Source organism: Stenotrophomonas sp. Steno-Z10-HUANG, assembly GCF_056393075.1.
Window position 1 is genome coordinate 23,617 of the sequence record NZ_JBWJPA010000002.1, and the last position, 14,278, is coordinate 37,894.

Sequence of the window (14,278 nt, forward strand, 5' to 3'; positions counted from 1 at the left end):
GCTCAGGCGTCCTTGCGCAGCTTCTGTTGCAGCAGCTGCGCGAAATTCGGTAGGTGTTTGAGGTGGGGAAGCGTGGCCGGCGCCGGCGCCGGCAGCGGTTCGGGCAGTGCGTGCAGCGCGCTGATGCCGCCGGCGGTGATGCCCAGCAGCAGCTGTTGGCCGTTGACGTCGACCACCACCACGCGTTCCTTGGCGCCGACGTTGAGGCTGGCCACCAGCTTCAACCCCTCGGCCGGGCGGAAGCCGGCGCCGGGCAGCCGCTTGAGCAGCCAGCCCAGGCCGACGATCAGCGCCAGTACCGCGAGCAGCGCCAGCACCGCGCCGAACAGGCCCGGCGCGGCGGCCGCGTGCTGCCCGACCGGCGCCGCCTGCGGATGGCCCTGGGCCATCGCGGCGACGGCCAGGGCGGTGGCCGGCAGCAGGCTCAACGCAGTCTCCGGATGCGCTCGCTGGGGCTGACCACGTCGGTCAGGCGCACGCCGAAGCGGTCATTGATGACCACCACCTCGCCATGCGCGATCAGGGTGCCGTTGACGAACACGTCCAGCGATTCGCCGGCGCCGCGTTCCAGCTCCACCACCGAGCCCTGGTTGAGCTGCAGCAGGTTGCGGATCGGCACCCGCGCGCGCCCGACTTCCAGCGACAGCGTCACCGGCACGTCCAGGATCACGTCCAGGTTGAGGTCGGCGTTGCCGTCGCCCTCGGCCTGCAGGTTGGCGAACTGCGCCGGCTCGGCGGCGGGCGCGGCGGGGGCGGGGATCTCGGTGGGGTCGTGCTCAGTCATGGGAGTTTTCCTGGGACGCGGACGGGCGTGGCGGCCTGCCCGGCGGATGGGTAGCGGTGATCTTGATGGCGTTGCGGTCGCGGGCGATGCCGAACTCGCCGGTGAACACCGGGATGCCTTCGACGCACAACGGCACTTCCTTCAGCATCTCGATGGGCAGGATGTCGCCGACCTTGAGCCGGCTCAGCTCGCGCAGGCTCATGCGCCGGCGCGCGATCACGCTGGACAGCTCCACCTCGGCGGTGTCCAGCTGCTCGCGCAGCATGATCGCCCAGCTCTCGTCGCGGTCGTTGCGGTCGCTCTGGATGCCGGCGTCGAGCAGCTCGCGGATCGGCTCCAGCATCGAGTACGGCAGGGTGATGTGGATGTCGCCGCCGCCACTTTCCAGCTCGACGTGGAAGCGGCACACCACCACGTACTCGCGCGGGCTGACGATGTTGGCGAAGTGCGGGTTGATTTCCGAATTGATGTAGTCGAAATCGACGTTCATCACCGGGCTCCAGGCCTCGCGCAGGTCGACGAAGGCCTGCTTGAGCATCAGCTGGATCACGCGCATCTCGGTGGCGGTGAACTCGCGGCCCTCGATGCGGGTGTGGTAGCGCCCGTCGCCGCCGAAGAAATTGTCCACCACCGCGAACACCAGGGTCGGCTCGAACACGATCAGGCCGGTGCCGCGCAGCGGCTTGAAGCGGACCAGGTTGAGGTTGGTGGGTACGTACAGCGAGTGCAGGTAGTCGCCGAACTTGATCAGTTCGATGCCGCGCACCGAGATCTCGGCCGAGCGCCGGATCAGGTTGAACAGGCCGATGCGCCACAGCCGCACGAAGCGCTCGTTGACCATCTCCAGGGTGGGCATGCGCCCACGGATGATGCGGTCCTGGCTGGCGAAATCGTAGGGCCGCGCCTCGCCCGGCGGCGGCTCGGGCTCGGCGGTGTCCACCGTGCCGGAATCGACGCCGTGCAGCAGGGCGTCGATCTCATCCTGGGACAGCAGGTCGTTGATGCTCATCGGCGTCGCCTTACTGGGTGACGAAACTGGTGAACAGCAGGTCGTCGGCGGTCTTCTTGCCGGTCTCGGCCTGCATCAGCTTCTGCACCTCGGCCAGCGCCGCGGCCTGCAGGCGCTCCTTGCCGGCACGGTCGGCGATCTGTTCGGGCTCGACCTGGGAGAACAGCATCAGCAGCTTGGCGCGGATCGCCGGGGCGTGGGTCTGCAGCGCCGGCAGCGCCTCCGGGTCGCGGGTCATCAGCTGCACCTCGACCTGCAGGTAGCGCGGGCCGTCCACGCGTCCGTTGAGGTTGACCACGAAGGCCGGGTCCAGCGCGAAGTACTGCGCCGGGGCCGGCGTGGCCGGGGCCGCGGCCTTGGCCTTGGACGGCGCGGCGTCGGCGCGGCCCTGGGTGAAATACCAGACGGCGCCACCGGCGCCGCCGGCGGCGACCACGGCGATCAGCAGGGTCGCCAGCAGCGAACGGCGCGGCTTGGCCGCGGCATCCTTGTCCTTGTCCTTGGAAGTGTCTGGCTTGCGGGATTTGTCGGCGGCGGCTGCCACGTTGTGCTCCTCAGGGTTGCTGTCCCTGAATATGCAAAACGCGTGCCGCAGTGTGGGCCGGTGGTGATGACGGAAAGTTGACGGGGCTGGCCACGACGCGCGGCGCGCGCCAGCCGTGGGCCGCGCCTACGTCTCAGGCGTAGGCGTCGAGCAGGCCGCGCAGGCGCAGGGGACGGACATCGCGCCCGGTCAGGGCGCCGGCCTCGCCCGGCTCGCCGTCGTGGCCCGTGCCCGTGCCGCTGCCGCCGGTGTTCGACGAACCCGGCTCGGACTGGCGGTGGCCGACATCGGCCTGGGCCAGCTGCAGGCCCTGTTCGCCCAGCATTTCACGCAGCCGCGGCAGGCCGCTTTCCAGCGCCTGGCGGACCTCGGCATGCGCGCTTGAGAAGGTCGCGTGGACCCGGTCGCCGTCCAGCTGCAGCTTCACCTCCACCGGCCCGAGGTCGTTCGGGGTGACGCGGATGTGCGCATGGCCGATCTTCTGGTCGGCCAGCCAGCCGACGCGGGCGCCGATGGCGTCGTCGAAGTCGGCTGCCTGCATGTCGACCGGCGCCGACAGCGCCGGCGGGAAGGCCGGTGCCGGACGGGCTTCGGCCACGCTGGCCAGGTTCTGCAGCAGCGGCCCGAACAGCGCCGCGCCGGCGCCTGGATCGGTGGCCGCCGGCGCGTTGCCGGCCGGGGCGCCGGGCAGCACCGGCGCAGCGTCGCCGCCGGGCAGCGGCTGTGCAAGGGCCTCGGCGTCGGCGGCGAGCGCCGCCGCAGCGGCCATGGCCGTGGCCGTGGTGGCCGCCGTCGACGCGACGGGGGCGGGCGGTGGCGCCAGCGCGGTCGGCACCGCGGCAGCCGCCGTGGACGCGGCCGGCGACGCTGCGCCGCTGGAGCGGGGCAGGGCGCCGCCATCGCGGGTGGCCAGCGGAGCGGCGTCGGCCACGGCCGGGGCCGTCGTGGTTGCCGGCAACAGCCCGGCAAGGCCGGCCGGCGGCCATTGCGGCGCGTCGTCGTCGCTGTCGTCCTGGTCGCCCCCCCCCTCAGCGGCGGCCGCCGGTTTCCCGGCGTCGCTGGCCGCGGCGGTTTCGCCGCCGCCGGCGGCATCGGCCGGCGCCGGCGCGGCCGCCGGGTCGGCGTTCCCGCGCCCCGGGTCGTCCGCGGCCGGGCGGGCCGCGGGTTTCGGCCGCGGCGTGGCTGCCGCCGGCGGCTGCGGCGCGGACTGCAGCAGCGCGTCGAATCCAGCGGCGTCCTTGTCGGCGCCGCTGCCGGCGCGCGGCAGGGAAGCCGCGCCCGGCGCCTGGCTGGCGCTCGCCGCGCCCAGCGACAGCAGCGTCATGGGCTGTCGTCCTCGCCCGACAGCTGGGCCTGGCGGGCGCGGCGCGCGCCCAGGTCGTCCATCTCGCGCTGGTCGCGGCGTTCTTCCACCTGCTTTTCGCGGGCACGGTAGCTGGCCGCCAGCTGCTCCAGCACCTGTTTGTCGCGGCTGGCCAGCAGCAAGCGTGCGCGCTCGGCATCGACCCGCTCGCGGTTGCGGTCCACGGTCTGGCTCTGCTGCTGCACGGCGCTGTCCAGGCGATCCAGGAACGCGCGCCGGTTCATCAGCTGCGACGGGCTGGTGGCGGCCATCTGCGCGCCGGCGTATTCCTCGGCGTAGCGGCGCAGTTCCTCCAGCCGCGACAGGTGCATGTCCAGCGCCTGCTGGCGCTCGGCCAGGGCGCGGGCGACCGCGTCCTCGTGGTCCTGCGCACGGCGCAGCAGGGGGTCCAGGCGACGGGATTGGTTCATGGGACGTTCTCGCTTTCGACCAGGCGTTTCAGGGCGGCAAGGCTGTGGGGAAGGTCGGCGGCCAGGCTCACGTCCTGGCCGAGGAATTCGAGGATTTCCGGCCAGCGCTCGAGCGCTTCGTCGGTGGCCGCGTCGTTGCCGCGCTGGTAGGCGCCGATGGCGATCAGGTCGCGGTTGGCCGAATACGCCGCCACCAGCCGCTTGAGCTTGCGGATGCGCAGGCGCCAGGCGTCGTCGGCAATGTCCTGGACCACGCGGCTGACCGACGACTCGACGTCGATGGCCGGGTACAGGCCGGAATCGGCGACCCGGCGCGAAAGCAGGATGTGGCCGTCAAGGATGGCGCGGGCGGCGTCGGCGATCGGGTCCTGCGGGTCGTCGCCCTCGGTGAGCACGGTATAGAAGGCGGTGATCGAGCCGCGCCCCTTGGCGCCGTTGCCCGCGCGTTCCACCAGCGCCGGCAGCTTGGCGAACACGCTGGGCGGGTAACCACGGGTGGTCGGCGGTTCGCCGACGGACAGGCCGATCTCGCGCTGCGCCTGGGCGAAGCGGGTCAGCGAATCCATCAGCAGCAGCACGTTCAGGCCCTGGTCGCGGAACCACTCGGCGATCGCGGTGGCGCGATAGGCGCCATGCAGGCGCGCCAGCGGCGGGCGGTCGGCCGGCGCGGCCACCACCACCGCCCGGCGCAGGCCTTCCTCGCCCAGGGTGGTCTCGACGAAGTCGCGCACTTCGCGGCCGCGCTCGCCGATCAGCCCGACCACGATCACGTCGGCCGAGGTGAAGCGGGTCATCATTCCCAGCAGCGTCGATTTGCCGACGCCGGAGCCGGCGAACAGGCCCACGCGCTGGCCGCGGCCGATCGGCAGCAGTGCGTTGATCGCGCGCACGCCCACGTCCAGCGGCTGGGTGATGGGTTCGCGCGCGAGCGGGTTGATCGACACCCCGGCCATGCTGGCGCTGCCTTCGGCGCGGATCGGGCCCTTGCCGTCCAGCGGCACGCCGTCGCTGTCGATGACCCGGCCCAGCAGGCCTTCGCCGACCTCCACCCCGCCGCGCCGGTAGGACGGCACCACGCGTGCGTTGGGCAGCAGGCCGTGCAGTTCGGCGCTGGGCATCAGGTAGGTGCGGTCGCTGGCGAAGCCGACCACCTCGGCGTCGACCCAGCCGCCGTCGACCTCGACCTTGCAGGTGGCGCCCATCGGCGCCTCGCAGCCGACCGCTTCCAGGGTCAGGCCCACCGCGCGGCGCAGCACGCCCTCGCGGATCAGGCCGCGGCCGTGCCCCGGCTCGATGTCGATGGCGTCCAGCCGGGCGGCCAGGCGCAGGTTGCGCGCGGCCGACCAGGCGGCGGGCGCCGGTGGCGGGCGGTCGGGCGGCGCGGTGTCGGGGTGGGTGGGGTTCATTGGGTGGCTCCGGCCTTGCGCATCACCGTGGACAGCGCCGCGCGCAGGCGCGCCTCGAGGGTGCCGTCGATGCGCACGCTTTCGGCGTGCACGCGCAGGTCGCCGCGGCTCAGGCCGGGGTCCGGGCTCAGGCGCTGGCCCGGCGCCAGTTTCAGCAGCGGCGCCAGCGCGGCGATGTCATCCGGGTGCAGGCGCACCTCGACCTCGCGGCTGCTGCCGCCGACCGCTTCCAGCGCCTCGTTGACCAGCTCCTGCAGCAGCGCCGGTTCGGCTTCGTAGGCACGGCCGAGCAACTGCCCGGCCACGCGCACCGACAACTCGCCCAGCGCGGCCACCACTTCGCCTTCCAGGCGCAGCAGCGGGCGGCTGAAGTTGTCCAGGATGCCTTCGATCTGCGCCACCAGCCGGCGTACTTCGGCCTGGCCCTGGGCGAGGCCTTCGGCATGGCCCTCGGCGTGTCCCTGTTCCAGCCCTTCCTGGCGCGCGGCGTCCTGGATGGCCTGGATCTGCTCCAGCGTCGGCGGCTGCGGCAACGGCTCCGGCGGCAGTTCCGCGGCATCGCCGGGATGGTCGTCGGACAGCGCCGGCGCCGGTTCCAGCGCGGCGGTCAGATCGGGGGCCATCCAGCGCACGACCGGACTCACAGCATGGTCTCCGCATTGCCACCGATGGTGACGGTGCCTTCATCGGCCATGCGCTTGACGATGGCCAGGATCTCGCGCTGCGCGGCTTCCACGTCGGACAGCTTGACCGGGCCGCGCGCCTCCATGTCCTCCAGCAGGATCTCGGCGGCACGCTGGGACATGTTGCGGGTGATCTTGTCGCGCACCTTGATGTCGGCGCCGCGCAGGGCCAGGCCCAGGCGCTCGCCGCTGACTTCGCGCAGCACCAGCTGCATCTCGCGGTCGTCCAGGTCCACCAGGTCGTCGAACACGAACATCAGGTCCTGGATGCGGCTGCCCAGCGGCGCGTCGACCTGCGCGATCGCGCTGAGGATCGCCTGGTCCTGGCCGCCGTCCATGAAGTTGAGGATGTTGGCCGCGCACTGCACGCCGCCGATGTTGGACGACTTCAGGTTCTGGTTGCCGGCGAACTGGCGCTCCATGATCTCGTTGAGTTCGTTCAGCGCATTGGGCGGGATGCCGTCGAGGGTGGCGATGCGCAGCAGCACGTCGACCCGGGTGCGTTCGGGCAGCAGCTTCAGCGCTTCGGCGGCCTGGTCGTTTTCCAGGTGCGACATGACGATGGCGATGATCTGCGGGTGTTCGTTGCGCACCAGGTCGGCGACCGCGCGCGGGTCCATCCACTTCAGCGTGTCCAGGCCGGTGGTGTTGCGGCCCAGCAGGATGCGGTCGATCAGGTTGTTGGCCTTCTCGTTGCCCAGCGCCTGCACCAGCATGTTGCGGATGTAGTCGTCCGAGCCGACGCTGAGCGAGGTCTTGTTGCCGAGTTCGCTGCTGAACTCGTCCATGACCTGCTGCACCTGCTCGCGGCTGACGTCGGTCAGGGTGGCCATGGCGATGCCGATCTTCTGCACCTCCTTGGGCTCCATGTGGCGCAGCACCTCGGCCGCGTCGGCTTCGCCCAGCGAGAGCAGCAGCACCGCGGCGCGCTGCACGCCATTCATGGGAACGACGGACTCAGTCATTGGCCACCCATCCCTTCACCACCTGGGCGACGCGCTTGGAATCGGAGCGCACCGCCTCGCGCGCCATGCGCAGGCGTTCCTCGTAGGCGTCCAGCGGCAACGCCAGCGGCGCGGCGCCCCCCAGCTGCAGGTGGTCGTTGGCCAGCCCGGGCAGGCCGTCGGCGTTGTCCACCAGGTGCACGTCGGCGCGCAGCGGATCCTCGTCCGGGCCGGGCAACGCCTTGGGCGGGCCGGCGATCTGGCGCAGCGCCGGGCGCAGCACGCCGAACAGCAGTGCCAGCACCACGACCGCACCCAGCACCAGGCGCAGGCCGTCGCGGACCTGCGGCAGTTCCCACCACTTGATCGGTTCGTCCGGCGTGGTATCGCGCACGAACGGCGCGTTCATCACCGATACCGTGTCGCCGCGCGCGGTGTCGAAGCCGACCGCCTGCTTGACCAGCGCCTCGACCCGGGTCAACTCGGCGGCGCTGAGCGCCTGGTCGCTGATCTTGCCGTTGCTGCCGGCACGCGGCACGTGGTCGACCAGCACCGCCACCGACACCCGCTTGACCCGCCCGGCGGGCTGCCGGGTGTGCTGCAGGGTGCGGTCCAGCTCGTAGTTGCGGGTGGCGTTCTTGCTGCTTTCGCTCGGGGTGGCGGCGGTGGCCGGCGCGGCCTGGGGGCCGGGCGGGGTGTTGCTGGCCGCGCCGGGCACACCCTGCGGGCCCTGGGTGGTGGTGGTGTTCTCGCTGATCTGCTCGCTGCGCACCTTCTGCGGCTCGCCGTTGTACAGCTCGCGCGCTTCCTCGGTGACCGAGAAATCCATGTCCACGCTGACTTCCGGGTTGACCCGGCCGGGGCCGGTCATCGGCTCCAGCAGCTCGCGGATGCGCTGGTTGTAGGAGGTCTCCAGGCGCCGCACCTGGTCGAACTGCGCCGCGTTCAGGGCCGCATCGCTGTTGGGGTCGGCGATGGTCAGCATGCGCCCGCTCTGGTCGACCACGGTGACCCGCTCCGGGGCCAGGTCCGGGATGCTGGAGGCGACCATGTGCACGATCGCATCGACCTGGTTGCGCTCCAGCTGCTGGCCCGGACGCAGTTCCAGCACCACCGAGGCGCTGGCGACGTCGCGCTGGCGGGTGAATGCGCTGGGCTTGGGAATGGCCAGGTGCACGCGCGCGTCGCGCACCGGACGCAGGGTGGTGATGGTGCGCACCAGCTCGGTTTCCAGCGCGTGCTGGTAGCGCGCGTTTTCCATGAACTGGCTGACGCCGAAGCCGGGGTCGCGCTCCATCAGCTCGAAGCCGAGCCGGCCGCTGTCGGTCAGGCCGGAGCCGGCCAGCTTGAGCCGGGCGTCGTGGATGTTCTTTTCCGGCACGCTGATGGCGCCGGTGGCCGCGTCCAGCTCGAACGGGATCTGCGCGGCGCGCAGCAGGTCGGTCGCCTCGGCGGTCGCCTTCTGGTCCAGACCGGTGTACAGCGGCGCCATCGGCGGCTTCTGCGCCCAGAAGAACACGAACAGGCCGGCCGCCACGGCAATGGCGATCATCGCCATCAACCCCAGCCGGCGGGTGATCTGCAGGCTCTGCAGCCGGTCGAACCAGGCCCCGGCCTTTTCCGAATTGAGTGAATCCTTGGACAGCGCGAGTGCCATGGCGACCGGTTCCTTACAGCGGCATGTTCATCACGTCCTGGTAAGCCTGGACGAGACGGTTGCGGACTTCCACGGTGGCGCGGAACGCCAGCTGGGACTGCTGGGAGGCGACCATGACCTTGGCCAGGTCGGCGCCGGGTTCGCCGCGCTCGAACGCAGCGGCCAGCGCGCCGGAGACCTGCTGGGCGCGATTCACGTCGGCCAGCGCACCCTGCAGGGTGTCGGTGAAGCTGGCCACCGGGGCGGTGGCGGGCCGGACCCCGGCCAATCCGTCGATGGCGTTGCTGCGCGCGACGTCGGCGGCCGGCAACGACTGGCTCGCCTGGGTCTGGTAGCTGCGGATCTGGGAAAGGATGGAATTGACGGAGTGGGACATCGACAAGGTTCCGGGACAGGGGAGAACTGCCTGTTCATGTGCAAGTCGCGTGCCGGAACCGGAACGGCGGGAAAACCCGTGGGAAGCCTGTGACGGCGGGGCGGGCCGCGGCCCCGGCGACGGTTTTCCGTCGGTGACGCCGGGAATGGTGACGCTGGGCCAGGGGCCGGGGCGATGGCGGGCCCGGGGCGGCGGATGCCGCCACCGCGGGCCGCCCGTTGGCCGCTGCCGTCGAGGCGCGGGAGAGCCCGCCGGTGTGCCGCCCGGCGGCGGGCATCAGCAGCCGGGAAACCGGCGCCGGGCAGGGGGAATGCAGTTCAGGGCAGCCAGGCCGCCTGCCACTGCGCCAGCCCGGCATCGGCCAGCATCCAGTCGTGGTGCACCACCGCGCGCAGCGCGTCGCCGGCGGCGGCACGCGCGCCGGCGTCGGCCAGCTGCTCGCGGATCGCCCCGACCCAGTCGCGGTGGCGGTTGCGCACCCGGGTCACCGGCAGCGCGTCGTCGCGGTAGGGGCCGACGTCGCTGCACACCACCGGCACCGCGCAGGCGCCGTACTCCAGCAGGCGCAGGTTGCTCTTGCATTCGTTGAAGCGGTTCTGCTCGAGCGGCGCGATCGCCAGGTCCAGGTCGAGACGGGCCAGGTAGCGCGGGTAGGCCTGGATGTCGACGCCGGGATGGAACTCGGCCACGTGCGGACGCAGGCGTTCCGGGCACATGCCGAAGAACACCCAGTCCACCTCGCGTGCCAGTTCGGCCACCACGTCGGCGACCATCTCCAGGTCGCCGGTATGGCCCACGCCACCGGCCCAGCCCACCCGCGGACGCGGGCCGCTGCCGCGGCGCGGCGCCGGCAGTCCCCGCCACCAGCCCGGCGGCAGCCGGTTGCCGGCAATGCGGATGTCCGGGTGCAGGCCGGCCAGGGCCTCGGCCAGCGCCGGGGTGGAGACCACCACCCGGTCGACCCGCGCGAACGCCTGGCGCAGGGTGCGCAGGATGTCGCGCGGCATGTGTTCGCGGTGCGCGCTCTTGGCCGGCAGGTTCGGCAGGTAGTCGTCCAGTTCGTAGATCCTGAGCGCCTTCGAGAAGCGCGGCATGCGCCGCATCCGTTCCAGGTCCTCGTCGGAAATCCGGCGCTGCAGCACCACCACGTCGGGATCGATGCGGGCCTGTTCGACCGGGTCCAGCAACGTGGCGTAGAGCGCGCCCTCGGCATGGCCGGCGGCGCGCAGCGCCTCGAACGGCTGGATCACCCGGTACTGGCCGCTGCCCCAGGGATCGGCCGGGTGCGCGAGCACGCGCGGCATCGGCCGCCACGGCAGCGGTTGCCAGGAGAAGTCCGATTCGCCCAGGCGGAAGCCGCCGGCCACGTCCAGCCGCAGGCTGGGGTTGTAGGCCGGGTCGTGCGCGAGCGCCGGCAGCCAGCGTTCCAGCAGCGCATCGGTGGCGGTAGCCGGCAGCGGTGCGGCCGCCACCGAATGCAGCAGCAGCGCGTGCGGCGTCCATACCGTGAGGTAACCGCGCTGGCGCGCGCGCAGGCACAGGTCGACGTCGGCGCCTTCGTCGGCGAAGGCGGCATGGTCGAAACCGTCGAGTTCGGCGAACAGCGCGGTGCCGACCAGCAGGCAGCTGTCGGCGACCGCCGAATAGTCCTGCGCCACCTGCAGCCGGTGCATGTAGCCGGGCGCGTCCATCGGCGAGCCGGCGAAGGCGCGGCCGCCACTGCACAGCAGCCCGGGCACCAGCCCGGCGTGGGTGACCGTGCCGTCGGCGGAGATGGTCTTGCCGCCGACGATGCCGACTTCCGGACGCAGCCCGTGGTTGAGCAGCGCGTGCAGCCACTGCGGCTGCAGCGCCGCTACCTGCGGACGCAGGAACAGCAGGAACTCGCCGGCGGCCTGGCTGGCGGCCAGGTTGCAGGCGGCGGCATGGGCCAGCGGCGGATCGAAGGCGAACGCGCGCACCCGGCCGGCGGCCAGCGCCTCCACCTGCTGCATCCACTGGCGGACGTCGGCGCCGGCGCCGTTGTCGACCAGCAGCAGCTCGTAGTTCGGATACGCGGTCTTTTCCAGCAACGACACCACGCAGCGTTCCAGCGTGGCCAGCGCGGTGTCCGCCGCGACCGCCAGCACCATCGAAACCGGCGGCTGCCGGTCGTGGCCATAGTCGATGCGGTACAGCCCGTCGCCGGCGCTTTCCAGTGTTGCGCCGGGATAGCCGCGCGCGTGCAGGTGGCGGCGGATGGCGCGCTGCTGCGCAAGCCGGTCCAGGCGCGGCGGCGCGCAGGTCAGCAGCGGCTCGGGCAGGTGGGCGATGCCGTCCAGGCCGCCGTGCTCGACCAGGCGCAGGATCAGGTCCAGTTCCGCGGCGTCGCCGGCCCCGGCGTCGAAACCGCCGGCGGCGAGCACCGCCTCGCGACGGAACACCCAGTGCCCGGCCAGCATCGCCGGGTTGCCGAGCAGCAGGTCGAGGTTGAGGTCGGGGCGCAGCGCCGGTGCCAGGTCGCCGCGTGCATCCTGGTGCCACTCGTCGGCGTAGAGGGCGCGCACCGCCGCGTCGCTGCGCGCGAGTTCGACCAGCAGCCGGTCCAGTCCAAAAACATGGAACTCTGTGCCGGCATCCACGAACAGGACCCACTGGGCCGGACTGGTCCGCAGCACCTCGTCCATCGGCGTGTCCGCGGCAAGGTAGCGGGTGCCCATGCGACCCGCCGCCGCGGACGGCGGCGCGCCGATCACGCAGCCGCGGATCGCATCGTCGGCGGTGGCGTATCGGGCCACGCTGGCCTGCGTGCGCCGCAGGTCGGCGGCGGACTGGCCGCCGGCGCGGATGGCGATCTCCAGGCAGGGCCGGGGCAGGCGGCGCAGGCTGGCCTGCAGTGCCCGCCACTGCGCGGCGGTGAGCCGGCGCCGTGCCTGCCAGTCCAGCAGCGGCCAGCGCGCCTGGGCGATGGCCAAGGCCTGTTCCAGTGCCTGCGGCAGATCGACCTTCCGCGCGGGCTGGCTGCCGTCCAGCGGTGCCAGGGCCACCTGCCGGGTGTCGCCCCCGCGGTACCAGCCAAGCCGCCGCAGCGCCTGGCGGAACGTCTCGTGCCAGTCGTCGGCGATACCCGGCTGGTCACGCCCGCGCTGGCTGAACTGCTGGCGGGAAATGCGGAAGTCGACCAGCGGCCGGGCGCTGATCGCCACCGCGCCGTGCCGCAGCAGCTTGACGTACAGCGACAGGTCGGCGAGCCAGGCGATGCGGACGCCGTCGAGGACGGCCAGCTGGTCGCCCATCGCCAGCAGGGGCGCGCGCCGGCACAGGGCCACGCTGGGCTCGCCGAGGAAATTGAGGGTGTGGTCGGCGAAGAAATCGATCAGGTCGCGGCCGTCGATGCATACGTCATGGTCGGCCGGGAACGCCGTGGGCAGTTCATCGGGCAGCGGCATCCCGGCCTCGTCGACGAGCCGCCGGCGGGCGGTCGCCAGCGCCAGGCCGGGAACCTGCGCGAACGACTCCAGCAGGGTGGCGATGCAGTCCTCGTGCAGCACGTCGTCGTCGTGCAGGAACTTGATGTACTCACTCTCGGCCAGGCCGATCGCGCGCGCGGTGCTGCGCATTTCCCACAGCCGCTCGGGGTTGCGCGCGTAGCGCACCGGAAAGTCCGCGCGCGCGGCGAAGGCCTCCACCGCGGCCTGCACGTGGCCCGTTGCCGAATCGTCGCAGACCACGACCTCCAGCGGGCGATGGGTCTGCCGGCGCACGCTTTCCAGCGCCTGCGGCAGCCAGCGGGCCTTGTAGGCCGGTATCACCACGCTGACCAGCGGAGCAGTGGAAGGGGGTGGGTTCATGGGCATCAGGCGGGGTGGTTTTCGGCGACCGCGGCGTGGATCCGTTGCACCACGCGCCGCGAGTTGTCGGCGTCCAGGTGCTGGAAGAACAGGCGGCGGGCGGTGAGGTAGCGTTCGTCGGGGTGGTACTGCGGCTGCGCCAGCACGGCATCCAGCGCGGCCAGCAGCGCCGCGAAGGTCGTGGTCATCGGCCCCGGAAACGCCAGGTCAAGGTCATACAGCAGCCCATTCTGGCGGGTGCGGTAGTGCTCCAGGTCGTAGGCGAAGCCGAGTACCGGCAGGCCCAGGTAGAGCGCGTCGATGTAGACCGAGGAGTAGTCGGTGATGACCAGCGCGCTTTCGCGCAGCAGCGGCGCGATCTCCTGGAACTGCGCGTGGCCCAGGTCCAGCAGCACCTCGCCATCGAGGTGGCGCACCGGGTCCAGCGCCGCCGGGCCGTTGACCAGATAGTGGCTGCGCAGCCCCAACACCGCGCCATGGCGCTGCAGGACCTGGCGCAGCTGGACGACCTCGTCATCGCTGAAGCGGTAGCTGCGCTCGGCGGCGACGCTGGCATCGCGGTAGGTGGGGGCGTACAGCACCAGCCGGCGACGGCCGCGCAGCGCCCGCACGCGCGCGAGCTCGTCGCGCAGGCCGGCGGGGAGTGCGTCCTCGGCGATGCGCAGGAAATCGTTGCGCGGCAGCCCGGTAACCCAGACGTTGGTCGGGGGCAGCGGATGGAAGATCGCCGCCATCGCGTGCGCGTCGATGGTCGAGGACGCGACCAGCCCGGTGTAGAAGCGGCGTTCGCGGCGCCGGTGCCGGTCGCGGTCGCCATGCTGGCGCTGGTCCGGGTTGGCCAGCGCGAACAGCCGCTTCAGCGGAATGCCATGCCAGAGGTTGACGGTGACGCGCCGCCGGAGCCACGGCCGTGGCGCGGCGTAGCCGCCGTTGCGCCAGGCCAGCGACATGTCCAGCGCGGTGGAGTTGGTCAGCAGCAGCACGCCGCAGCGGGCGAGCGCCCACAGCCCCCGCGGCGAGTCCAGGCGGAGCACGCGCACGTGCGCGTGCTCGCTCACGTCCAGGGGCCGCTGGCCACCGCGCACGAACACCCGGCAGTGCACCCGCGGGTCGTCCTTTACCTGCTCGAAGACCGCGCGTGCGTTCTCGATGAACTGGCCCGGCTTGAGCGGATGGTCGAAGAACGCCCAATGGTCGCGGCGCTTGGGCACCAGCAGGTCCAGCAGCCGCCACGCCAGCAGCAGCGGCACCCCCAGCCACGCAGGCATCACG

At 72.1% G+C, this 14,278-nt stretch carries 13 protein-coding genes; all 13 read right to left on the reverse strand.

Translation table 11 applies throughout. From position 1 onward, the window contains the following. Positions 1–2 precede the first annotated feature (2 nt). Complete coding sequence (gene fliO / locus AC06E6_RS03005) at positions 3–389, reverse strand: flagellar biosynthetic protein FliO (protein WP_161615587.1); 387 nt, start codon at positions 387–389, stop codon at positions 3–5. Positions 390–424: 35 nt separating this feature from the next. After that, on the reverse strand, positions 425–784 hold the full coding sequence (gene fliN / locus AC06E6_RS03010; RefSeq protein WP_104938856.1) for a flagellar motor switch protein FliN: 360 nt from the start codon (positions 782–784) through the stop codon (positions 425–427). Further along, on the reverse strand, positions 777–1,793 hold the full coding sequence (gene fliM / locus AC06E6_RS03015; RefSeq protein WP_104938855.1) for a flagellar motor switch protein FliM: 1,017 nt from the start codon (positions 1,791–1,793) through the stop codon (positions 777–779). The genes fliN and fliM overlap by 8 nt, the downstream gene beginning before the upstream one ends. 10 nt (positions 1,794–1,803) lie before the next feature. After that, positions 1,804–2,337 (reverse strand): flagellar basal body-associated FliL family protein, encoded by a 534-nt coding sequence (locus AC06E6_RS03020; protein ID WP_104938854.1) that lies wholly within the window; start codon positions 2,335–2,337, stop codon positions 1,804–1,806. A gap of 133 nt (positions 2,338–2,470) precedes the next feature. Beyond that, on the reverse strand, positions 2,471–3,661 hold the full coding sequence (locus tag AC06E6_RS03025) for a flagellar hook-length control protein FliK (RefSeq protein WP_478060289.1): 1,191 nt from the start codon (positions 3,659–3,661) through the stop codon (positions 2,471–2,473). Then, entirely contained in the window at positions 3,658–4,110 is a 453-nt protein-coding gene (gene fliJ / locus AC06E6_RS03030) for a flagellar export protein FliJ (protein WP_104938852.1), read from the reverse strand. Before fliJ ends, AC06E6_RS03025 begins: the two co-directional genes overlap by 4 nt. Beyond that, entirely contained in the window at positions 4,107–5,516 is a 1,410-nt protein-coding gene (locus AC06E6_RS03035) for a FliI/YscN family ATPase (RefSeq protein WP_104938851.1), read from the reverse strand. Before AC06E6_RS03035 ends, fliJ begins: the two co-directional genes overlap by 4 nt. Then, positions 5,513–6,160, reverse strand: a complete 648-nt coding sequence (locus AC06E6_RS03040; RefSeq protein ID WP_240212793.1) for a FliH/SctL family protein — start codon at positions 6,158–6,160, stop codon at positions 5,513–5,515. The genes AC06E6_RS03035 and AC06E6_RS03040 overlap by 4 nt, the downstream gene beginning before the upstream one ends. Further along, positions 6,157–7,143 (reverse strand): flagellar motor switch protein FliG, encoded by a 987-nt coding sequence (fliG, locus tag AC06E6_RS03045; protein WP_104938850.1) that lies wholly within the window; start codon positions 7,141–7,143, stop codon positions 6,157–6,159. Before fliG ends, AC06E6_RS03040 begins: the two co-directional genes overlap by 4 nt. 13 nt (positions 7,144–7,156) lie before the next feature. Then, positions 7,157–8,800 (reverse strand): flagellar basal-body MS-ring/collar protein FliF, encoded by a 1,644-nt coding sequence (fliF, locus tag AC06E6_RS03050; RefSeq protein ID WP_161614453.1) that lies wholly within the window; start codon positions 8,798–8,800, stop codon positions 7,157–7,159. 13 nt (positions 8,801–8,813) lie between these two features. Beyond that, entirely contained in the window at positions 8,814–9,176 is a 363-nt protein-coding gene (gene fliE, locus AC06E6_RS03055; protein ID WP_104938849.1) for a flagellar hook-basal body complex protein FliE, read from the reverse strand. A gap of 317 nt (positions 9,177–9,493) precedes the next feature. After that, complete coding sequence (locus AC06E6_RS03060) at positions 9,494–13,006, reverse strand: glycosyltransferase (RefSeq protein WP_478060292.1); 3,513 nt, start codon at positions 13,004–13,006, stop codon at positions 9,494–9,496. A gap of 5 nt (positions 13,007–13,011) precedes the next feature. Further along, the gene (locus AC06E6_RS03065; RefSeq protein ID WP_478060294.1) at positions 13,012–14,274 is read right to left on the reverse strand and encodes a CDP-glycerol glycerophosphotransferase family protein; all 1,263 of its coding nucleotides are present in this window, start codon (positions 14,272–14,274) and stop codon (positions 13,012–13,014) included. Between the last annotated feature and the right edge of the window lie 4 nt (positions 14,275–14,278).